This is a genomic window from Thermopolyspora sp. NPDC052614 (assembly GCF_040678635.1).
GTDB lineage: Bacteria > Actinomycetota > Actinomycetes > Streptosporangiales > Streptosporangiaceae > Thermopolyspora.
Map to the genome: position 1 here is coordinate 543119 of NZ_JBFATZ010000002.1, position 21182 is coordinate 564300.

Annotated in this window: 17 protein-coding genes and 2 riboswitches; of the genes, 6 read left to right on the top strand and 11 right to left on the bottom strand. The window is 70.9% G+C overall.

The window, feature by feature from the left end:
* The first annotated feature begins 44 nt into the window (after positions 1–44).
* Positions 45–575 (top strand): hypothetical protein, encoded by a 531-nt coding sequence (locus AB0K60_RS05950; protein ID WP_364049063.1) that lies wholly within the window; start codon positions 45–47, stop codon positions 573–575.
* Here AB0K60_RS05950 and AB0K60_RS05955 read toward each other — a convergent pair.
* A complete protein-coding gene (locus AB0K60_RS05955; protein ID WP_364049065.1) occupies positions 465–1976 on the bottom strand; it encodes a hypothetical protein in 1512 nt (503 codons plus the stop codon). The genes AB0K60_RS05950 and AB0K60_RS05955 overlap by 111 nt on opposite strands.
* An 869-nt stretch (positions 1977–2845) precedes the next feature.
* Between AB0K60_RS05955 and AB0K60_RS05960 the strand changes: the two genes are divergently transcribed.
* Both AB0K60_RS05960 and AB0K60_RS05965 read left to right on the top strand, forming a co-directional pair.
* Complete coding sequence (locus tag AB0K60_RS05960; RefSeq protein ID WP_364049067.1) at positions 2846–4723, top strand: tetratricopeptide repeat protein; 1878 nt, start codon at positions 2846–2848, stop codon at positions 4721–4723.
* A 23-nt stretch (positions 4724–4746) separates the two neighbouring features.
* Positions 4747–4860, top strand: a complete 114-nt coding sequence (locus tag AB0K60_RS05965) for a tetratricopeptide repeat protein (protein ID WP_364049069.1) — start codon at positions 4747–4749, stop codon at positions 4858–4860.
* 22 nt (positions 4861–4882) lie between these two features.
* Here the strand turns inward: AB0K60_RS05965 and AB0K60_RS05970 are convergent, their stop codons facing one another.
* The 7 genes from AB0K60_RS05970 to AB0K60_RS06000 all read right to left on the bottom strand — a co-directional run bounded on the left by AB0K60_RS05970 (position 4883) and on the right by AB0K60_RS06000 (position 12566).
* Entirely contained in the window at positions 4883–6259 is a 1377-nt protein-coding gene (locus AB0K60_RS05970; RefSeq protein ID WP_364049071.1) for an L-serine ammonia-lyase, read from the bottom strand.
* A gap of 198 nt (positions 6260–6457) precedes the next feature.
* Positions 6458–6847 carry a glycine cleavage system protein GcvH gene (gene gcvH, locus AB0K60_RS05975; RefSeq protein WP_364049073.1) on the bottom strand — a complete coding sequence of 130 codons (390 nt, stop codon included), beginning with the start codon at positions 6845–6847 and terminating at the stop codon, positions 6458–6460.
* Positions 6844–7962 carry a glycine cleavage system aminomethyltransferase GcvT gene (gcvT, locus tag AB0K60_RS05980; RefSeq protein ID WP_364049075.1) on the bottom strand — a complete coding sequence of 373 codons (1119 nt, stop codon included), beginning with the start codon at positions 7960–7962 and terminating at the stop codon, positions 6844–6846. The genes gcvH and gcvT overlap by 4 nt, the downstream gene beginning before the upstream one ends.
* Positions 7963–8008: 46 nt before the next feature.
* Positions 8009–8106: riboswitch (glycine riboswitch) on the bottom strand.
* A riboswitch (glycine riboswitch) is annotated at positions 8107–8204 on the bottom strand.
* A gap of 19 nt (positions 8205–8223) precedes the next feature.
* Positions 8224–8934 carry a gamma-glutamyl-gamma-aminobutyrate hydrolase family protein gene (locus AB0K60_RS05985; protein ID WP_364049077.1) on the bottom strand — a complete coding sequence of 237 codons (711 nt, stop codon included), beginning with the start codon at positions 8932–8934 and terminating at the stop codon, positions 8224–8226.
* 76 nt (positions 8935–9010) lie between these two features.
* On the bottom strand, positions 9011–9775 hold the full coding sequence (locus AB0K60_RS05990; RefSeq protein WP_364049079.1) for a 3-oxoacyl-ACP reductase: 765 nt from the start codon (positions 9773–9775) through the stop codon (positions 9011–9013).
* 87 nt (positions 9776–9862) lie between these two features.
* A complete protein-coding gene (locus AB0K60_RS05995) occupies positions 9863–11206 on the bottom strand; it encodes an aldehyde dehydrogenase family protein (protein ID WP_364049081.1) in 1344 nt (447 codons plus the stop codon).
* Between the two features lie 13 nt (positions 11207–11219).
* Positions 11220–12566, bottom strand: coding sequence for a glutamine synthetase family protein (locus AB0K60_RS06000; protein ID WP_364049083.1), 1347 nt, complete (start codon positions 12564–12566; stop codon positions 11220–11222).
* Positions 12567–12782: 216 nt separating this feature from the next.
* Between AB0K60_RS06000 and AB0K60_RS06005 the strand changes: the two genes are divergently transcribed.
* From AB0K60_RS06005 to AB0K60_RS06015, 3 genes are all read left to right on the top strand, one after another.
* On the top strand, positions 12783–13505 hold the full coding sequence (locus tag AB0K60_RS06005; RefSeq protein WP_364049084.1) for an FCD domain-containing protein: 723 nt from the start codon (positions 12783–12785) through the stop codon (positions 13503–13505).
* A 120-nt stretch (positions 13506–13625) separates the two neighbouring features.
* Positions 13626–14528, top strand: coding sequence for a hypothetical protein (locus tag AB0K60_RS06010; RefSeq protein WP_364049086.1), 903 nt, complete (start codon positions 13626–13628; stop codon positions 14526–14528).
* A 470-nt stretch (positions 14529–14998) separates the two neighbouring features.
* A complete protein-coding gene (locus AB0K60_RS06015; RefSeq protein ID WP_364049297.1) occupies positions 14999–15994 on the top strand; it encodes a LacI family DNA-binding transcriptional regulator in 996 nt (331 codons plus the stop codon).
* Positions 15995–16083: 89 nt separating this feature from the next.
* Here the strand turns inward: AB0K60_RS06015 and AB0K60_RS06020 are convergent, their stop codons facing one another.
* The 3 genes from AB0K60_RS06020 to AB0K60_RS06030 form a co-directional block, all read right to left on the bottom strand.
* A complete protein-coding gene (locus AB0K60_RS06020; RefSeq protein WP_364049088.1) occupies positions 16084–17868 on the bottom strand; it encodes a High-affinity nickel-transporter in 1785 nt (594 codons plus the stop codon).
* Positions 17865–19601: a hypothetical protein gene (locus AB0K60_RS06025; protein WP_364049090.1), complete on the bottom strand. Its 1737-nt coding sequence runs from the start codon at positions 19599–19601 to the stop codon at positions 17865–17867. The genes AB0K60_RS06020 and AB0K60_RS06025 overlap by 4 nt, the downstream gene beginning before the upstream one ends.
* 85 nt (positions 19602–19686) lie before the next feature.
* Positions 19687–21087, bottom strand: coding sequence for a DUF4331 domain-containing protein (locus AB0K60_RS06030; protein WP_364049092.1), 1401 nt, complete (start codon positions 21085–21087; stop codon positions 19687–19689).
* Positions 21088–21182: the final 95 nt, after the last annotated feature.

A 21182-nucleotide genomic window follows, 5' to 3' on the forward strand; every position in this document is an offset into this window, starting at 1 on the left:
GTCGTGGGCATGCGCGCGGAGGAGGGGTGAGGAGGAGCGGAAGGGTGAGGATGCGCTCGCATCTGGGCAACCGCGTCGGCCTTGTCGTGGCCGGGCTCGCGTCGCTGACCGTCGGCGGCGTCGCGTTGTGGCTGCGGGCCCGCCGCCCCGCCGCGCCGATCCTCGACCCGCGCGTGCCGATGTTCTTCTACGCCCACCCGTGGGTGGTGCCGGTGGCGGCCGTGCTGTCCTTCCTGCTCGCGCTGGCCGCGACGCGCTGGCTGGTGCTCGCCGCGGGCTGGGGGCGGCGCGGCGCGCGCAGCGGCTCGGGTACGGCGATGCTCGGCGTCGCCCTGCGCGGCATCCCCGGGATCACGGCGTTGCGGGTACGGCTGGTGGGCGATCGCCGGTTGCGCGTCCGCGTCACCTGCGACCCGGGCACGGACCTCGGCGCGCTGCTCGCGCGGCTGGACGAGCAGGCCGCCTCACGAATGCGCGCGGCGACCGGCGTGCCCGACGCCGAGGTGCTCGTCCGGGTGCACGTGCGCCGCCGCGCCGCGAACCCTCCGCCCCCCACGCACTGGACGCCGTCGTAGCCGGTCGGCGGCGAGCCCCGCGGCGAGGCACGCCACCGGCACGGCCGGCAGCACGTAGCGGTGGTCGAAGGCGGCGATCAGCGGCGGCATCAGCAGCAGCGTCATCGCGGTGGCCCACGGCAGCAGAACGGCGAGCCGGGTGACGCCCTCCCGCGGCCCGGCCCGCCGCCGGAGCGGCAGCACGATCCCCGCCGCCCCGGCGAGCAGGATCGCGGCCAGCAGGGGACCGCGCAGGAACCCCTGCGTCTGGTAGGCCCGCAGCAGCCCCGCCCACGGCTCCACGACCTCGGTCGCCCCGCTCTCGCCCTGGTAGAGCGTGGTCAGCTCGGTGGCTGTCCGTCCCTTGGAGGCCGGCTTGTCGGTGAACGGCCGTACCGAGTCGGGGAAGGCGTACGCGCTCTGGTCACCGTCGGAGGGGTAGACGCGCCGCGTCCAGGTGAAGATGTGCGCGAAATCGACCAGCCCCGTCGCCACGAAGTCGAACGGCTGCGCCAGAATGGCCCGCGTGGCGAACCGCCCGGCGAGCTCGTCGCGTTCGCGGGCGTCGAGCCCGTTGCCGTTCAGCGGTGAGTCGCCGCTCCAGATGTACTCCGGCGGCGCCTTGCGCGCGTCCAGCGGCTCCCGCGGGCACAACACCCGCGTCCGTTCGTCGAGGTCCAGCTTCGCGCAGTCGGCGAACGACATGGTGCGCGCCCACAGGAAGGCGTTGCCCCGGGTGAGCCCGAAGGTCCCGTACTCGGCGTGAAACCACGCCGCGTACCCGGCCAGCACCACGGCCGCGGCGGCCCCCGCGGCGACCAGCCGCGTCCACCGCGTCCGGGCCAACAGCAGGCAGCCGAACACGACGGCCGTCACCGGCAACCCGATCGTCCGCGTGACGGTGCTCGCGGCCAGCAGCAGCGCCGCGCCCACCACGACCCACGACGTCGGCCGCTCCCGCCACAGCAGCATCGTCACCGCCGCCGTGACCAGGAACGTGAACAGCAGATCCGCCATGATCAGGTGCTCGAGCTGCACCTGATGCGCGTCGAGCAGCACCGGCAGCGCGGCGACCGTCGCCGCCCACCCCGGCAGCCTCGTCCGCCGCCACAGCACCGCGTACACGCAGACCGCCAGGCCGAGCCCCAGCAGGTGCTGCACGATCACCACCGCCTGGATGCTCTCCATCGGCCGCAGCAGCCACAGGAACAGCGAGTATCCCGAGGGCCGGCTCTCCAGCGGACGCGGGCTCAGCGCGGCGTTCAGGTAGGCGAAGGAGTCGGCCCAGAACCACAGCGCGGGCCGATACCCGAGTACGGCCAGCGCCCTGAGCCCGGCCCCCGCGGCGAGCGCGGCGAGGAAGACGCCGTGCGCACGCGCCCACCGGGCGGCTCGCCGTACCGGTCGCGTGCCCGTCGACACCAGAAGACCTCCCGAAGCCCTGACCAGGTGCATCAGGATAGACCTTCAACCTGTGCGCGAAGCGCGATCAAGGATGAATGATCACGAATGGCCGCGGAAATCGGGCAGCCGATTTTTTAGCGATGAATAAAGGCGTACGCGGCTCTCGTCGCGGCATGCCGGGCACCGAGGCCGGGCCAACGCGTTTCCGTATGCGCCTTCACCGGTAATCGTGTGGTCACTCCTGGAAGTTGCTCCACTGAACGTCGGCGGCGGGTCTCGACCATTGCGCACGCGGCTGATCTCAACATTCCTGGCGACTACCCAGGGTCAGTTCGCGAAGCCGGGACCAAGTAGATCCATGTGGACGAAGTTGTGTACTTATCCAGTCGACCCAGATGGAGTCTCCAGATCTCCTGCGCATACTGACGACACAATCACTGACGGATGATCGGCAGCGGTCGATCGCGATGAGCGTGCTGGCGTCTGTTGCCGCATTTGGGTCATTTGTCCTCTGTGTGGCATGTGGTGAAAGATCGATGTCGCAGGCGTGATTGGCCTTGGTCATGTATGCTACGCTAAGTTCTCGCCTGTACATTTCCCATTTCCTTCGTGCCCATTCACCCGAATTTATTCGGAGGGTGACCTGTGCCTCGTCGCAAGCTGGTAACCCTGGTCTCGATAATCGCGATCTTCCTCCTGCCGGTTGCCATGAATATCGCGGCAAGTAGTCTGCCGGAGGCTTGGCGGTCGCATCTGTGGCTTGCCTGGCCCATTTGCCTGATACTCGCTATTCCGGTGCTCGTCTGGGAGATCCAGTCGCATCGCACCATGGTGGAAGGGGCGCCCGCACCACCTGCCGTCACGGATATGAAAACGGCCGAGGAAATTTGGAACATACCCGCGCCCAGTCCCTCGCCGATTTCGGTGCTCGCTTGGGGGTGCATGCTCCCGAACGGGAGTCCGTAGCCTATCGCGTTGTCGAGCAGCTGAATCATAACAAAGGGTGGCTGCTTATATACGACGATGCGGGAAATGTCGACGACCTGATCGATTTGATTCCGGTCGGAGATAACGGTACGGTCATAATCGCGTCTAGGAATCCGCAGTTCGAAGAACTCGCCGAAGCACTGCTGCTGGAGCCGTTTCCGGCGAAGGAGGCGGCCGAATTCCTGCGCGTGCGCAGCGGGGACCTTGGTGGGACGTCTGCGGAGGAATCGGCCAACTCCCTCGAAGGACTGCCCTTGGCCTTGGAGCAGGCCGGGGCATACTGCAGGGATGCGGGGATCGGGATCGCCCAGTACCTGGAGCGATACCGAGCGGGCAGGGGGAAGATTCTCCACTCGGGACCCCAGGCCAGGAAAGTCGGGCTTGCGACGACATTTCGGTTGTCATATGACCGGGCAAAGAGAGTTAATTTGGCCGCACCGCAGTGGATGAAGCTATGCTCCTTCATGGCTGTGGCGGACATACCTCGTGACCTCTTGTCTGGGGCCTCGGACATATTGCCGCGTCCTCTGGCGGATCTCGCAAGGGACAGCGTGACTTTCGATCAGGTCGTCTCCGCCCTTCGACAGACCTCACTCATCACATCTGCTGCACCCACCCACCTCCGCATCCACCAGCTTGTCTCCGATCTCATGCGTGAGTATGTGATTAGCCAGCAGGGTAGGCTGGCGAACAGACTTTTCAGCCCAGTGCTGGGGATGGTTCCCTGGGTGCGAATCGACCCCACCGAGGGGTGGAGTGCGACTCGGTGGATCAAGCTGGGATTGCGGGTGCTGGCCCGTAATCTTCCAATCGAAGACCCGAAGACGCCGGAGCACTGGGCAATCGCGGCCGCCTTGTTCCCGCATGTGCAGGAACTGTCAAAGAGACTCGATGAGCTAAACGTGTCGCTGCGTACGGACGAGGTCAAGCTCTATACCGGTCTAGAGGCTGAATTGGGTATTCGTCTGTATCGCGGCGGAGAGTACCTGCTTGCAGAAGAGCTTTGCCGTCATGCACATGCGGTTGCCAGGCAGCATCTGCCGGACTATGATCCGCACACCCGTAGGCTCTTGTTCTACCTCGCTCAAACATGGACGGGCTTGGGGCGACTGGACGATGCACGAACCGCTTGTGAACAGCTGCTTTCCATCGTGCGGGATGATCTGGGGGAAGAGCATCTAGAGACGGTCGCGGTCATGAACGACCTTGCCGGGATCCTTATGGAGATGGAGGATCGCCTTGAGCAAGCCGAGATGCTCCTCAGGCACGTGCTGGCCGTACGTGAAACGGCCCTGGGCGAACGCCACGCATTGACGGTGTCCGCCGTGAACAACCTAGGCAAGGTCCTACGCAGGAGGGGGAAGATCGATGAGGCTTATGCCATGGCTGCGCGGGCGGTGCGGTTGGCGGTAGAGACTCTCGGCCCTGATCACCCGAACTCCCTGATCTACTCCAACAATCTAGGCGAGGTCTGCCGGGTGAAGGAGCGACTGGATGCGGCGCGACAAATTCATGCGGACACACTGGAGCGCAGGGCGCGCGTGCTCGGCGAAACTCATCCGCTGACAGTGGTGTCGATGAACAATCTGGCTCGCATTCTGCGGTTACAGGGACAGCTTAGCTCTGCCCGCGGATTGTATGCTCGGGCCCTGGAACTCGCGGAACGCGCTCTCGGTAGCAGCCACCCGCACACCATCGCCGCGCAGAACGGACTACGCGAAGTGGCGCGGCCGGACGAGGAGGGCGCGGGAGGTGAGAATGGCGCAGTAGCCGAGTAACGTGAAAGCTCGCCGATAAGTCGGTGACCGACACCCTCGCCCGCTACGAGCGGGTTCTGGGCCGTGACCACCCCGACACGCGTGTGGCGCTCAGCGGCGAGCGGCTCGACTTCGACTTCGATCCGCCCGCGGTGTGACGGGACGGCCTCACCACTCCGGTCAGCATTCGATTACGTTCACGGCGAGCCCGCCGCGGCTGGTCTCCTTGTACTTGTCGAGCATGTCGCGGCCGGTGGCGCGCATGGTGGCGATGGCCTTGTCGAGGGAGACGAAATGGCGGCCGTCGCCGCGCAGGGCGATCCGGGAGGCCGCGATCGCCTTGACGCTGGCGATCGCGTTTCGCTCGATGCAGGGGATCTGGACCAGGCCGCCGATAGGGTCGCAGGTGAGGCCGAGATTGTGCTCGATGCCGATCTCGGCGGCGTTCTCGACCTGCTCGGGGGTGCCGCCGAGGGCCTCGGTGAGGCCGGCGGCGGCCATCGAGCAGGCGGAGCCGACCTCGCCCTGGCAGCCGACCTCGGCTCCGGAGATGGAGGCGTTCTCCTTGAACAACACACCGATCGCCCCGGCGGTGAGGAGGAAGCGGATGACGCCGTCGTCGTCGGAACCGGGGATGAAACGGTCGTAGTAGCTCAGGACGGCGGGCACGATGCCCGCCGCGCCGTTGGTGGGGGCGGTGACCACCCGACCGCCCGCCGCGTTCTCCTCGTTGACGGCGAGGGCGAACAGGCTGACCCAGTCCATGGTCTGCAGGGGGTCCTTCTCCGGGGTCTCGCTCTGCAGGCGCCGGTAGAGCTGGTGGGCGCGGCGGCGGACCTTGAGGCCGCCGGGGAGCACGCCCTCGCGGGTGCAGCCGCGGCGGACGCACTCGGCCATCACCCGCCACAGGTTGAGCAGGTCGGCGCGAATCTCGGGCTCGTCGCGGCCGAAGGCGCGTTCGTTCTCCAGCATCACGCCGGAGATGGACAGGCCGGTGTCGGCGCAGTGCGCGAGCAGTTCGGCCGCGGTGGTGAACGGGTACGGCAGGACGGTGTCGTCGGGCTTGATGCGGTCGGCGCCGGTGGCCGTCTCGTCCACGACGAAACCGCCGCCGACCGAGTAGTAGACCTTCTCCAGCAGGGTGGCGCCGGAGTGGTCGAAGGCGGTGAAGCGCATTCCGTTGGGGTGGTGGGGGAGCGACACCTTGCGCTCGAAGATCAGGTCCTCGCCGACGACGAAGGGGATCTCGTGGGTGCCGTACAGGTGGACGGTGCCGGAGGCGCGCATCGCGGCGAGGCGCTCGTCGACGGTGTCCACGTCGACGAGTTCGGGCTTCTCGCCGGACAGGCCCAGCAGGACGGCCTTGTCGCTGCCGTGTCCCTTGCCGGTGAGGCCGAGCGAGCCGTACAGGATCGCCTCGACCCGGCGCACCTTCTTCAGCAGGGACTGCTGGTGGAGGGAGCGGGCGAACTTGTGCGCGGCCGCCATCGGGCCGCCGGTGTGGGAGCTGGACGGGCCAATGCCGATCTTGAAGAGGTCGAAGACGCTGATGGCCATGTGTCGTTGCCTTTCCACGGGCTGTCCCGGCGGCCCTGCCGTCCGGCGCGTGTGTCAGAGCGTGTCCCTCGCCCGTGCGGGCGCCCCCGGTGGTTACCCCCGTCGGCCCCCCGCGGCATGTCGTGCGGCATGTCGTGCGGCATGTGATGAGGCAAATTATTCGGCGTGGCCCGCACGCGGGGAGCGGGCCACGCCGGGTCAGGCGTCTCCGGCGGTGAGCGCCGCGTACTCCTCGGCGGTGAGCAGGTCCTCGGCCTCGCCGCTGACGCGGACCCGGAACAGCCAGCCCTCACCGTACGGGTCGGAGTTGACCAGCGACGGGTCGTCCACGACGGCCTGGTTGATCTCCACCACCTCGCCGGCGACGGGCGAGTAGACGTCGCTCACCGACTTGGTGGACTCGATCTCGCCGACGGCGTCTCCGGCCTCGACGGTCGAGCCGGCCTCGGGGATCTGGACGTAGACGACGTCGCCGAGCTGCTCGGCCGCGTAGGCGGTGATGCCCACGGTCACCACCGAGCTCTCGTCGAGCCCGGCGACCCACTCGTGCTCCTTGCTGTAGCCGAGCTCCTCGGGAATGCTGCTCACGTGTTCCTCCTGTAGAAGGGAAGGTCGACCACGTCGACCGGTTCGTGGACGCCGCGGATGTCCACCGCCAGCCCCTCGGCCCGATCGCGGAGCACCTCGCCCCGCACATAGGCCATGGCGATCGGTCTTCCGAGGGTGGGAGAGGGCGCTCCGCTGGTCACCTCGCCGACGACGGTTCCGTCATTGTCGAGTACGACGGGGTAGCCGTGCCGGGGGATCCGGCGGCCGTGCGACACCAGGCCGACGAGGCGGCGCGCCGGGCCCGCGGCGTAGGCGTCCCTGGCGGCCTCCAGCGCGGCCCGGCCGACGAAATCGCCGGGCTTGGCGAACGCCACCACCCGGCCGAGCCCGGCGTCGAACGGGGTCAGATCGGCCGTCAGCTCGTTGCCGTACAGCGGCATGCCCGCCTCCAGGCGCAGCGTGTCGCGCGCCGACAGGCCCGCGGGCCGCAGCCCGTACGGCTCGCCCGCCGCGATCAGCGCCCGCCACAGGGGCACGGCGTCGTCGGCGGCGACGAACAGCTCGAACCCGTCCTCGCCGGTGTACCCGGTCCGGGCGATGAGCGCCCCGGTCCCGGCGACCTTGCCGGGGAGCACCGCGTAGTACTTCAACCCGTCCAGGTCGGCCTCGGTGAGCCCGGTCTCGGTGAGGATCGCCTGTGCCCTCGGCCCCTGTACGGCGATGAGCGCGTAGGCCGCGGACCGGTCGTCCACGACCGCGTCGAAGCCCGCCGCGCGCGCGGTCAGCTCGGCGGCGACCCGCTCGGCGTTGGCGGCGTTGGCGACGACGAGGAACTCCTCCGCCGACAGCCGGTACACGATCAGGTCGTCGATGACGCCCCCGTCGGGGGCGCAGATCATGGTGTAGCGGGCGCGGCGCGGCGCGACCGCCGACAGATGGCCGGTCAGGGCGTGGTCGAGGGCGGCGGCGGCCTCCCGCCCGCTGACGAAGATCTCTCCCATGTGGGACAGATCGAACAGTCCCGCCGCGGTGCGGACGGCCCTGTGCTCGGCGGACTCGCTTCCGTACCGGAGCGGCATGAGCCATCCGGCGAAGTCGATCATGGTCGCGCCGAGGCTCTCGTGCACACCGTGCAGCGCTGTGGTCTGGGACATGCTTGTGCACCTCAGCAGGGTCGGATGCGGTGAGTATCGTCGGGCATCCTCCCCCTCTGTCATCGATGCCTGAGAGCTTCGCCCGGGCTTTGCCGGACTTTCACCTTCGGCGAGGCCCCTCACCGGCCTGCTTTCCAGAGGGCACCTTTCCGTACGGTCCATGGGCCTGAGAGGTTCGCGGGGAGGGCTTGCTCCTTCGGCGGCCCTGACCGGCTGCCAGGGCGCTCTCCCGCACGGAAAATCGGTGTCGGGGACAATGTATCAGGGGCGCGTGATCCGGGCGGCGTCGACGAGCGCGGCGAACAGCGAGTTGTCCTCCCCGGTCTCGGGATGCCACTGTACGGCCAGGCAGAACGGATGGTCGTCGAGCTCCACCGCCTCGATGACCCCGTCGTCGGCCCGGGCGGTCACCGTCAGGCCCGCGCCCAGGGCGTCGATGGCCTGGTGGTGGTAGTGGTTGGGGTCGGCCAGGTGCTCGCCGTCGAAGATCTTGGCCAGGCGGCTGCCGGGCGTGAGCCGTACGGGGAGGGTGCCGTAGCGGCCGGGGGCGGGGGAGTGGCCGGTGTGCCCGACCGTCTCGGGAAGGTGCTGGTGCAGGGTGCCGCCGAGGGCGATGTTGAGCACCTGCAGGCCCCGGCAGATGCCCAGCAGCGGGAGACCGTTCGCCAGCGCGGCGTTCACCACCCCAAACTCGGCATCATCCCGAAATTCCCGGATATATCCGGTGGCCTCGTGGGGCGGCGCGCCGTACCGTCCCGGGTCGATGTCCCCGCCGCCGGCGAGGATCAGCCCGTCGAGCCGCCCGACCACCGACGCGGGCTCTCCGGCGGGCGGCAGGAGCACCGGCTGGCCGCCGGCCCGCGCCACCTGATCGACATAGTCGTACGGCAGCAGCGCGGCCCGCGTCTCCCACACGGTGAACCTCGCGGGCTCGGCATAGCAGGTGATCCCGATCACGGGCACGTCGCTCATCAACTCTCCTGGTCCACTGAAAAATCCCCCGTCCCCCGAAGCCCCGGCGCCAGGCCGGCATCCCCCGAGGCGACCGTCACAGCGGAGTCACATATGCCCCCGAAATCCCTCCGTCCACCAGAAACTCCGACGCCGTGATGAACGACGCGTCGTCGCTCGCCAGGAACGCCACCGCCGCCGCGATCTCGTCGGCCTCCCCGAACCGCCCCATCGGCACGTGCACCAGCCGCCGCTGCGCCCGCTCGGGATCCTTGGCGAACAGCTCCCGCAGCAGCGGCGTGTTGATCGGCCCGGGGCACAGCGCGTTGACCCGGATCCCCTCCCGCGCGAACTGCACCCCGAGCTCCCGCGACATCGCCAGCACGCCGCCCTTGGAGGCGGTGTAGGAGATCTGCGACGTCGCCGACCCCAGCACCGCCACGAACGACGCGGTGTTGATGATCGACCCCTTGCCCTGCTCGCGCATGTACGGGATCACGTGCTTGCAGCACAGATAGACGCTGGTGAGGTTGACCTCCTGCACCCGCCGCCAGGCGTCGAGCCCGGTGGTGAGGATCGAGTCGTCGTCCGGCGGCGAGATGCCCGCGTTGTTGAACGCGATGTCGATCCTGCCGTACGTCTCGTGCGCGGTGCGGAACATCCGGATCACGTCGTCCTCGACGGACACGTCGGCCCGCACGAACAGGCCGTCCACCTCGGCCGCCGCCGTCGCGCCCGCGTCCTCGTCCAGGTCGACGCACACCACTGTGGCGCCCTCGCGCGCGAAGCGTCGCGCGGTGGCCAGCCCGATCCCGCTGCCGGCCCCGGTGATCACAGCCACCCGGTCGAGCAATCGCTGCATGTCCGTCCGTTCTCCCGGTTCTCTCGTTGTCACATTCCGCGTCACAATCCGCGTCACGTTCCGCCGTCCGCCCGCCGGGCGTGACGATCAGTCGGTCGCGATGAAGACGTTCTTGGTCTCGCTGAACGCGGCGAGCGCGTCCGGCCCCAGCTCCCGGCCGAGACCGGACTGCTTGAAGCCGCCGAACGGCGTCCAGTACCGCACGCTGGAGTGCGAGTTCACCGACAGGTTGCCGGCCTCGACGGCACGCGCCACCCGCAGCGCCCGCCCGACGTCGCGCGTCCAGATCGAGCCGCTCAGGCCGTACTCGGTGTCGTTGGCGATCGCGATCGCGTGGGCCTCGTCGTCGAACGGCGCCACCGACACCACCGGCCCGAAGATCTCCTCGGTGAACGCCGGATCGCGCGGATCCGGCGTGAGCATCGTCGGCGGGAACCAGAACCCCCGGCCGCGCGGGCAGTTCCCCTGGGCGTACGGCGTGCCGGTGACGAACGAGGCCACCCGCTCCCGATGCTCGGCGCTGATCAGCGGCCCCATCTCGGTGGCCTCGTCGAGCGGGTCGCCGACCTTCACCCCCTGCACGGCCCGCGCGAGCAGCGGCAGGAACTCGTCGTAGACCTCCCGCTGCACCAGCACCCGGGAGCGCGCGCAGCAGTCCTGCCCGGCGTTGTCGAACACCGCGTACGGCGCGGTCGCCGCCGCCTTCTCCAGGTCCGCGTCGGCGAACACGATGTTGGCGCTCTTGCCGCCCAGCTCCAGCGTGAGCCGCTTGACCGTGCCCGCCGCCGCGGCCATGATCTGCTTTCCCACCTCGGTCGATCCGGTGAAGGCGATCTTGCGTACGCCGGGATGCCCGACCAGACGCGCCCCCGCGACCTCCCCCTCGCCGGGCAGCACCTGGAGCACCCCCTCGGGAAGCCCCGCCTCCAGCGCCAGCTCGGCCAGCCGCAGCGCGGTGAGCGGGGTCTGCTCGGCGGGCTTGACGATCACGGCGTTCCCGGCGGCGAGCGCGGGCGCGACCCCCCACATCATGATCACCATGGGGAAGTTCCACGGCACGATCACGCCGACGACGCCCAGCGGCTCGGCGAAGGTCACGTCGACCCCGCCGGGCACCGGGATCTGCAGGCCGTGGTGCCGCTCCGGCGCCCCGGCGTAGAAGTGCAGCACGTCGCGCACGTTGCCGGCCTCCCAGCGGGCGTTGCCCACCGTGTGCCCGGCGTTGGCGATCTCCAGCCGCGCCAGCTCGTCGGCGTGCTCGTCCACCAGTACGGCGAAGCGCCGCAGCAGCCTCGCCCGATCGCCGGGCGCGACGCCCCGCCACGCGGCGAAGGCCCGCCGGGCCCGCTCGACCGCCCGGTCCACCTCGGCGGCGTCGGCCATCTCGACGTCGGCGAGTACGTCCTCGGTCGCCGGATTGACGATCTTCATCGGCCCTCCCCGCTCACATCCGCTCGAAGCCGCGCCGCAGCTCCCAGTCGGTCACCGCCGCGTCGAAGGCGGCCAGCTCGATCCGGGCGTTGTTGGCGTAGTGCGCGACCACCTCGTCCCCGAACGCCGCCCGCGCGATGTCCGACCGCTCCCACAGCTCGAGCGCGTCGCGCAGCGTGTGCGGCACGGTCGCGGCGTCGGAGTCGTAGGCGTTGCCCGGATAGGCGTCCTCCAGCTCCAGCTCGTTCTCGATCCCGTACAGCCCGGCGGTGATCAGCGCCGCCACCGCGAGGTAGGGGTTGACGTCGCCGCCCGGCACCCGGTTCTCCACCCGCAGCGACGGCCCGTGACCGACCAGGCGCAACGCGCAGGTGCGGTTGTCCACGCCCCACTTCACCGCCGTGGGCGCGAAACTGCCCGGCACGTACCGCTTGTAGGAGTTGATGTTGGGCGCGTAGAAGAGCGTGAGCTCCCGCAGCGCGGCGAGCTGCCCGGCGATGAATTGTCGCCCGATCTCCGACAGGCCGTGCGGCCCGTCGCCCGCCATGATCGGTTCACCGTCCGCCGAACGCAGCGAGATGTGGATGTGGCAGGAGTTGCCCTCGCGATCGTTCGGCTTGGCCATGAAGGTGATCGACCTGCCCTCCTGGGCGGCGATCTCCTTGGCGCCGTTCTTGTAGATCGAGTGGTTGTCGCAGGTGACCAGGGCCTCGGCGAACCGGAAGGCGATCTCGTGCTGGCCGAGGTTGCACTCGCCCTTGGCGGACTCGACGTACATGCCCGCGCCCTCCATGCCGAGCCGGATGCGGCGCAGCAGGGGCTCCACCCGGGCGGTGCCGAGCAGCGAGTAGTCGACGTTGTAGAGGTTGGCCGGGGAGAGGTCCCGATAGCCCTTGCGCCAGGCGTCCTCGTAGCTGTCGTCGAAGACGCAGAACTCCAGCTCGGTGCCGACGTACGCGGCCCAGCCCCGCTCGGCGAGGCGGGCGGTCTGCGCCCGCAGGATCTGCCGCGGCGAGGCGACGACGTCGGTGCCGTCCTCCCAGCCGAGATCGGCCAGGAGCAGCACGGTGCCCTCCTGCCACGGCACCCTCCGCAAGGTCGACAAATCCGGCTTCATCATGAAATCGCCGTAGCCGCGCTCCCAGGAGGACATCGCGTAGCCGTCCACCGTGTTCATGTCCACGTCCACCGCGAGCAGGTAGTTGCAGCCCTCCGCGCCGTGGTGCAGCACCTCCTCCAGGAAGTACCGGGCCGACAGCCGCTTGCCCTGGAGCCGCCCCTGCATGTCCACGATGGCGAGGAGCACGGTGTCCACCCGGCCGGCCTCGACCTCCACCCGCAACTGATCGACGGTGAGCACCGCGAACTCCCCTCCAGAAAAAGTCTGGAATCAGACCATTGACGGAATGCAAGCACCAGCGACGCCCCGGCGTCAACGGGCCCTCACCGGCGCATCGGACCTGGACGCCGCCCCGGCCTCCGCCGGTCTATTCTCGGAGCAACGGCCCGCCGACGGTACCGCCGGGCGGGACGTGCGCAGGCGAGCGGTCGGGGCGGGCGAAGGGGAGGGAACATCATGGGCCGACCCCCGCTGACCGCGTTCCTGCGACCGGTCCGCATGGGCAACGCCTTCGAGGAGACGGTCGAGCGGCTGCTTCAGGCGATCAAACTCGGCGGCGTCGCCCACGGCGACAAGCTCCCGCCCGAGCGCGAGCTCGCCGCCCTGCTCGGGATCAGCAGGGTCACCCTGCGCGAGGCGATCCGCGCCCTGCAGGACTCCGGCTATCTGGAGGTACGGCGCGGCAGGTACGGCGGCGCCTTCGTCACCTACCGCCAGCCCGACCCGGGCCAGGGCGACCTGCGCGAGGCCGTGGACGCGATGGGCCCGGCCGAGGTCGCCGACGCGCTCACCTACCGCATGGCGATGGACTGCGGCGCCGCGCTCGCCCTGGCCTCGATGGAGCACACCGAACAGCAGCGGGCGGTGCTGCGGCGTCGCCTGGCGGACGTCAACGAGGCGAGCCCGGCCGACTACCGCCGCCTGGACACGGCCTTCCACCTGTCCATCGCCGAGCTGACCGGCTCCGCCCTGCTCACCGCGGCCTGCGCCGACGCCCGCCTGCGCGTCACCGACCTGCTCAACGCGATCCCGGTGCTCGGCCCCAACATCGAGCACTCGGCCGAGCAGCACGCCGCGATCGTCGAGGCCATCCTCGCCCGGGACCCGGAGGCGGCTCGAAAGGCCGTCATGGAGCACGTCGAGGGTACGGCGGCGCTGCTGCGCGGCTTCCTTGTCTGACCGATCCGACCATGGCCGATCTGAGAGTGGCCGATCTGAGAGTGGCCGATCGTCGCGACCAATGGCGCCGAAATGGTGGTATTGGGGGACGTACTTTGGACGGACGGGGGGTGACCGAAGGTGACGTGGTTCGAGGAGAGGATCGTCGAGACGCAGCGCCTGCCGCTGTTCTGCTTCTTCGTCGCCCTCATTCTCGCGTTCGTCGTCACCCGGGTGCACGTCCGCCTGATCCGCGCCGGGGTGGGCTGGTTCCGCAACATCAGCGTCGGCGACCTGCACATCCACCACGTGGTGTTCGGCGTGGTGCTCATGCTCGTCGGCGGCGTGACCGGCCTGATCGTCTCGGCCGCGTCCACGGGCTGGTACGCCTTCGCCGCGGCCGTCTTCGGCGTCGGGGCCGCCCTGGTCCTGGACGAGTTCGCGCTGATCCTGCACTTGCGCGATGTGTACTGGTCCGAGGAGGGCCGCACCTCGGTCGACGCGGTGTTCGTGGCGGTCGCCGTCACCGGCCTGCTGCTGCTCGGCCTGCGCCCGCTCACCTGGCAGACCCCGGACGGCGTGCCCGCGGGGCGCCAGGTCGCGGTCGGCCTGCTCGCCGTCAATCTCGTGCTCGCCGTGGTCACCTTGCTCAAGGGCAAGATCTGGACCGGGCTCGCCGGCCTGTTCGTGCCGGTCCTCCTCGTCGTCGGCGCGGTCCGGCTGGCCCGGCCGGGCTCGCCGTGGGCCCGCTGGTTCTTCGCCCCGGGCTCCCGCCGCCCCAACTCCGCCAAGATGGCCAGGGCCGTACGCCGGGAGACCCACTGGCGGCGCCCGGTCATCCGGGCCAAGATCGCCTTCCAGGAATTCCTCTCCGGTCGGCACGATCTGCCGTCCATTCCGTCCGTGCCGTCCATGAAACTGCCGCGACGTCGTGAGCGGTACCAGAGGATGCCACGCCGTCCCCGCGCCCATATGCGCAAAGGCCCGTTCATCGCGTCGCGGACGGTCCGTCGGCGACGCCGTCCGCCGGGATCTCTCCGCTGACGATTTCCCGCAACGGCGAGATACTTGGCGCGTACCACAATGGGGCGGAAGGGCGCGGAAACGTGTTCAAGGGGTGGGACGTCGTGGGTGGAGTCACACGCGCGGACGGAAAGAACCGGCCGGGCGCGGCACGAAACGCGCGAGACCTCGGCGAAGGGGCCGGTGGGGCCGCCGGTGAGAGGTCCGGAGAGGAGTCCGGAGGCAGGCCCGAGGGCCAATTAGCCGGCCGGACCGGTCGGCGGGCCGGTCAGGGCGCGGAGGAGAGGAACGGAGGCGGGTCCGAGGGCCAATTAGCCGGCCGGGCCGCGCGGCGGTCCCGGCGGAGCGTGGCGGAGCAGGCGGGCGGCGGAACCGAGGCGGCCGACGGAGCCGTTCAGAGCGTGGACAACAGCGGCGGGCCGCGCGGCGGAAGGGCCACGGGAGGCGGCGGGCGCTCGCGCGCGCCGCGCAAGGCCGTCACCCTCGACGACGTGGCGCGCCTGGCCGGCGTCTCGCTGGCCACCGCCTCGCGGGTGCTCGGCCCGGCCGGCACCCGGCGCGTCGGCAGCGAGCTGCGGCATCGCGTCGAGAAGGCCGCCCGGCAACTCGGCTACACCCCCAACCTGGTCGCCCGGACGCTGGCGCACGGCGCGAGCGACGTCGTCGGCCTGATCGTGCACGACCTCACCGATCCCTACTTCGCCATGCTGGCCGGAGGCGTCATGCGCGCCGCCGAGCGCCGGGGCCTGGTGGTGCTCATCAGCGCGACCCGCAGGGATCCGGAGCGGGAGATCGCCCACGTGGCCACCCTGCGCGCGCAGCGGGCCCGCGCCATCGTGCTCGCCGGGACCCGGGTGACCGACGACCGGCTCACCGGCCGCCTCGCGGCGGAATTGGAACGTTACCGTGCCGCCGGGGGCCGGGCGGCGTGCGTGGGCCGGACCGTGCTGCCGGCCGACACCGTCGTCCCGGACAACCACGGGGGCGCGGCGCGGCTGGCCCGCTCGCTGGCGGCGCTCGGGCATCGCCGCTTCGCCGTACTGGCCGGGCCGCCGGAGCTGATGGTCGTGCGCGAACGGCTGGCCGGGTTCGCCGAGGGCCTGCGCGACGCCGGGCTGCCCGACCCCCAGGTGCTGTACGGCGACTTCGACCGCGACGGCGGCCACGCGCTGGCCGAGCGCCTGCTCGCCGAGGGCACCGACGCGACGTGCGTGTTCGCCGCCAACGACGTGATGGCCGTCGGCGCGCTCGCGGCGTTGCGCGCCCGCGGCGTCTCGGTGCCGGCCGATCTCTCCCTGGCCGGCTTCGACGACATCCCCACCTCGCGCGACACCGTTCCCGCCCTGACCACGGTACGGCTGCCGCTGGAGGACATGGGCGAACGCGTCCTCGACCTGGCCCTCGACCCGGACTCGGCGGGGGAGTGGCGCGCCGAGCGCATCCCCGCCGAGGTGATCATCAGGGAGAGCACCCGCGACCTCCGCTGAGCGCGCCCGTGGGCGTTCACCGAATGCCCACCCGCCGAGGGCCTGCGACGCCGGGGCAGGGCCGGTTCGCGACCGGCGGGCGACCGCGGTCAGATCGCGGACGCGAGGCTGCGTACCGCGATGCCGGTGCCGAGGGCGACGACCATCGCCGCCGTGCCCACGGGGGCCAGACCGGCGACGCGGCCGAGCAGCCCCCGCCGGGCCGCGGCGAGCCGGTCGAGGCGGCCCGCGAGCTTGACCAGCAGCAGCCCGGTCGCGGTGAGAGTCGCCGCCAGGCCCAGCCCGTAGGCGGCCACCAGCGCGACGCCGAACCAGGTCCGCCCCAGCCCGATCGCGCCCAGCAGCACGATCAGCGCCGACGGGCTGGGCACCAGGCCGCCCGCGATGCCCAGCCCGATCAGCCCGCCACGGCCGTTGCCGCCGAGAGCATGCCCGTGGCCGTGTCCGAACCGGAACCCGTGCCCATGTCCGTGGCCGTGTCCATGCCCATGCCCGTGGCCGTGCCCATGGCCGTGCTCATCCTCGTCCGGCGCGTCGGCGCGGAACGCCGACCAGAGCAGGCGGGCGCCGACGACGGCGATGAGGACGCCGCTGGCCAGGCCCAGCCAGGCGAGGACCGACTCCCCGGCGAGGGTGGAGAAGACGCTCAGCAGCAGCCCGACCACCAGTACGCCGAAGGTGTGGGTGAGCGTCACGCTCGCGCCCACGACGAACGCGTCACGCGGACGGCCACGGCGTCCCGCCAGATAGGCCGCCATGATCGTCTTGCCGTGCCCGGGGATCAGCGCGTGACCCGCCCCGAGCACCACCGCCAGAACCACCGCCAGCAGACCCAGCGGAACCGTCAGCGACGAGGTGCCGATCAGGTCGGTGAAGGTGCGATCAAGCTTGGCGAGGGCGTCGGCGATCGGCCCGCCGAAGGGCAGCCCCAGCGAGAATCCGCCGGGCGCGGCGGTCGGCATCGGGCCGCCGGGCGCGGCGGCGCCCTCGACCCGCAGCTCCGCCGTGCGCTCGTTCAGCGGGCTGGTGAGCAGATCCTCCGGATAGGCGCGCAGCTCGTCGCTGACGCTGTCCGCGCGCAGGCCGGAGGAGGCGAGCCGGACCCCCTCGGACGTGGCGGTGATCTCCCGCCAGCCGATGCGGTCGACGAGGTAGGAGTCGGTGAACCCGACCGACGACACCGTCCCGCCGGGGGCCGGGGCCGAGAGCTCGCAGATCAGCTTGCTGGTCTGCAGCCCGCCCTGGCCCGGGTGGTAGGCGAACGAGGACGTCACCACCCGCCAGGCCGCGGCCGCGCCGTTCACGGTGAGCCGCTGGTTGGCGACGAGCTCGGCACACCGCGCCCGGGCGTGAGCGGCGGCCTCCTCGGGCGTGATCGTGCCGGAGCCGTCGGCGTCGACGCCGGGCCGGGCCTGCAGCGTGGGCAACTCGGCGTAGTCCACGATCGCCCGGTTCTCCACCCGGTCCGGGTGGACGCGGAGTCCGTTGTAGTGGTTGACGGTGAAGTTCCCCAGCGGATGGGCCGCCGCGTCGGCCCGTGCCGCCGAGGGCATGGCGAGCAGCAGCACCGCCATGCCGAGGCCGAGCACCAGGGCCGCCAGCAGCACGGCGGCGACGAGCCCGCGCCATCCGCCCCGCAGCTCCCGCAGCCTCTTGCCGGGCGACAACGTCCCGAGCAGGCCGCGGGACGGCGATCCGGACGGGGAGGAGGACCGGAGCGTCTCCCACAGGAAGATCCGGCTCCCGGAACCGGGCGCCCCGCGCAGCGACGACTCGTCGAGCGGGGGAACGGTGGCGCGCGGACGGGCCGCGTCGCGGGCCTGCGCCGGGTCAGTGGAGGCCGGCTGGGTGGAGGTGGGTCGATTGGGCGTCATGAGAATCTCGCGAGGGCGGGCAGTTCGGGGTCGAACCGCGGGTTGATCTCCTTGACGAGCGCGGCCGAGCGTTTGGCGTCGCCGGTACGGCCCAGCGCCCGCTCGATGACCGCGCGATGGTGGTGGAGCAGCGCGTTGCGCCACCCGGTCGAGGTGGCCTGCTTGGCGTACCGCAGCGCCTCCTTCGAACGCCCTGCCTTGTGCAGCGCCCAGGCCAGCGCGTCCGCGGCGACCAGGTTGGGGTTGCGCTCGTACTCGGCCCGGGCGTGCCGCACCGCCCGCTCCGCGGAGCCGTGGTCGGCCTCGAACTCGGCCCAGGTCAGGTCGTCGCGTACGCCCGCCGCGGCCATCAGGCGGCGCTGCGCGTCCAGCAGGGTCCACTGGGCGGAGGGATCCCGGCCGAGCCTGACCAGCACCTCGCCGTACTCCACCAGGTACTGCGCGAGCGGAAGCCGGTTCACCACGGCCTGGTACGCGTCCGCGGCCTGCGCCAGGCGTCCCGACACGGCCAGGGCGCGGGCGCGTCCCGCGAGGGCGGGCACGTAGTCGGGGGCCGCCGCGAGCGCCGCGTCGTACTCGCGGGCCGCGCGGTCGACGTCTCCGGAGTGCAGGGCGAGCTCGCCCAGGTAGTAGCGGCAGTAGGCGACGTCCTCCGGGGCGAGCGCGTCGCGCAGGGCGTAGGCGAGGAAGTCCGCGGCCTTGCGGACGTCGCCGCGCAGCTCGGCGTCGTAGGAGGCGCGGGTGAAGGACGAGACGCCGGGGCGCAGGTCCATCATCCGGTTGATCGCGTCGGTCGCCTCGTCGTACCTGCCGAGCTGGGTGAGGGCGTCGGCGCGGATCCCGTGGGCGAGGGCGCCGTAGGGGTTGGCCTCGATCGCCTGGTCGGCGAGCCGTACCGCGAGGTCGAACTCGTGGCGGCCGGCCGCGAGCGAGGCCTGGCCGGTGAGCACCTCCGGGTCGCCGGGGGCGAGCGCGGCGGCGCGGGCCAGCGCCTGCTCGGCCTTCGGATAGTACGAGGGGTCCGCGGTGATCCTCGCCTGCTGGACGTACGCGGCCCCCAGGCGGGCCCAGGCCAGGTGGTCCTTGGGCAGCCGCTGGAGCCGGACCTGCAGCGACTCCACGGAACGCGCGACCGACACCGGGGACACCGGCGCCTCGCGGAGCTCGACCCTCGCGGCGACGGGCGGGGAGGCGGGCTCCGTTCCGGGGAGCAGGGCCGCGACACCGGTCAGGAGCATCGCGACCGCCAGCCCTCCCGCGCCCGCCACCAAGACCGTCCGCAGCCTCGGACGCCGGGCACGCGGCCCCGGAGCCGCGCCGCCGTTGCCGTCCGCCGAGGCGTCACCGTCGTCCTCCCGGCCGCTCCTGCGGCCCGATGCGGGGTTCGGCCCGTCGCCGGCAGTCCCGCCGTCGATGCCCGATCGGACGGTGCCGGTCCGCTCGTCGCGGGCGTCCCCGGCGTGGGCGTGGTCCGCGCGGCGCGCATGGTCGATCTGGTTCACGGCGTCCGCGGGGTTCGCAACGGGGGTGGCGTCGTCGGTGTGATTCACCTCGTCAGCGCCGAGCACGCTGTTTGTGTCGTTTGTGTCGTCCGCGTGGTGCGTGTCGTCCGCGTGGTGCGTGTCGTCCGCGTGGTGTGTGCCGTCCGCGTGGCGCGTCTCATGCGCGTCGCCGGTGTCCAGGAGATTTCGGACGCCCGGCCGTCGCGCGGCGGAGGTGGCGGTGGGTCGCATGCTGGTCGAGCCCCTTCACGGGAGGGAACGGCCCCGAGAGGGGTGCGGGGCCCGGGGTGGACGGGCCCCGCACCGGCGGGGATGGTCAGCTGCCGCTGCCGGAGGAGTTCACGGCGACGTTGCCGGGCAGCGCGAGGTAGGGGAAGGAGCCCAGGAACGCCTTGTCGTTCTGGTCCACCTTGTCGCCCGCGGCCAGCGCCTGCACGAGCTTGCCGTTCTGCGCCGCGCCCTCGACCGCCTGCAGCGAGATGTCGACGACGTCGTCGAAGGGCCGACGGCCGTTGGGGAAGCCGGCCAGGTCGCCGCCGAGGACGCCGAGGCGGCTGGGCTGCTTGGCGGGCGGCACGGCCATGTTGAGCCGCAGCATCTCCGACGGGCGGAACCGCCTGGCGTTCACGTCCCGGTTGAGGAGCTGGGAGTTGAGGTCGGCCTTGATCGGGCCGGTGTCCTTGGCGATGCCGGTCAGGAAGATCTGCACCAGGTCGTTGCGCGGCGTCCGGGGCGCGGGGATCTTGTAGATGGCCTCGATCAGCTTGGGCAGCTCGGGCTCGGTCACCCGCTTGACGACCTGGCGGATGCCGGCGTCCTTGTCGGGGCCGATCGAGTTGAAGGCGTCCTTCAGCTTCGCCGGGACGACGACCTCGTTGACCAGCGGGTTGCCCAGGCGCGAGACCTGGACGTAGCCGCGCGGGCTCCACTTGTCCACCGTCGACCAGATGCCGACGACGGGGTTGCGCCGGGCGTTGCCGTGCAGCGCCAGCTCGTGCTTGGGGATCTGCACGGCCAGGGTGTTGACGTTGTAGCCGCGCAGGGTGTCCTGGCCGACCTCGGACAGGTTGCCGCCGTACAGCAGGTCGAACACGCGCAGGTCGAGGAAGAACGACTCGTCCGCCTGGCCGGCGAAGGCGCGCCCGCCGCCCGGCAGCCGCTTGATCGCCTGGTCGCGGAGGGTGGCGTAGTCGGGCATCGACGCGGGGCCGACGTTGCTCGGCGCGACGATGCCGTCGTGGACCAGGACGCGGGTGCCCCGCTCGGTGATCTTAAGGAGCTGGTACCGCTGGCGGAACAGCAGGTTCTCGTCGTCCAGCGAGGTCACCGGTCCGTTGTTGTACAGGAAGGTGCCGTTGCCGCGCCGGTCCTCGTCGCGGAAACGCCACTGGTAGATCACGTCCGGATGGGCGTCGCCGTCGTTGTCGATCTTGATGTTGTAGCGGGAGTTGGTGTCGAACGTGTAGAAGTTCGGGCCGCCGTTCGGCTCCTGGAACGGGATGAAGTTGCTCAGAAGCGTGACGGTGTCCGGACGGTCCGGGCTCACGAACGCGTACACGTCGGTGTTGTCGTTGCGGGGGTCACCCGCGATGGCGGGAGCCTCGCGATGGGAGGACGCCACTCCGCTCTCCGGGCGGAACAGGGCGAGCGAGGAGGCGGCCAACGCCCCCGCGACGCCCAGGGCGATCAGCGATCGTCGGCTGATCCGGAGCTCCATCTATCGGTCCTTTCGGCCGCCGGCTGCGGGGCAGCCGAGCGTTGGGGAACTGTCAGGTGAGGTTTCCGGCCGGAGTCCTCGCCCGCCTATTCGCC

Bases quoted from the DNA above. Each gene is read 5' to 3' on its own strand.
- AB0K60_RS06020 (WP_364049088.1), bottom strand. From the start codon at position 17,868: ATGACGCCCAATCGACCCACCTCCACCCAGCCGGCCTCCACTGACCCG.
- AB0K60_RS05990 (WP_364049079.1), bottom strand. From the start codon at position 9,775: ATGCAGCGATTGCTCGACCGGGTGGCTGTGATCACCGGGGCCGGCAGC.
- AB0K60_RS05985 (WP_364049077.1), bottom strand. From the start codon at position 8,934: ATGAGCGACGTGCCCGTGATCGGGATCACCTGCTATGCCGAGCCCGCG.
- AB0K60_RS06005 (WP_364049084.1), top strand. From the start codon at position 12,783: ATGGGCCGACCCCCGCTGACCGCGTTCCTGCGACCGGTCCGCATGGGC.
- gcvT (WP_364049075.1), bottom strand. From the start codon at position 7,962: ATGTCCCAGACCACAGCGCTGCACGGTGTGCACGAGAGCCTCGGCGCG.
- AB0K60_RS06025 (WP_364049090.1), bottom strand. From the start codon at position 19,601: ATGCGACCCACCGCCACCTCCGCCGCGCGACGGCCGGGCGTCCGAAAT.
- AB0K60_RS06030 (WP_364049092.1), bottom strand. From the start codon at position 21,087: ATGGAGCTCCGGATCAGCCGACGATCGCTGATCGCCCTGGGCGTCGCG.
- AB0K60_RS05995 (WP_364049081.1), bottom strand. From the start codon at position 11,206: ATGAAGATCGTCAATCCGGCGACCGAGGACGTACTCGCCGACGTCGAG.
- AB0K60_RS05970 (WP_364049071.1), bottom strand. From the start codon at position 6,259: ATGGCCATCAGCGTCTTCGACCTCTTCAAGATCGGCATTGGCCCGTCC.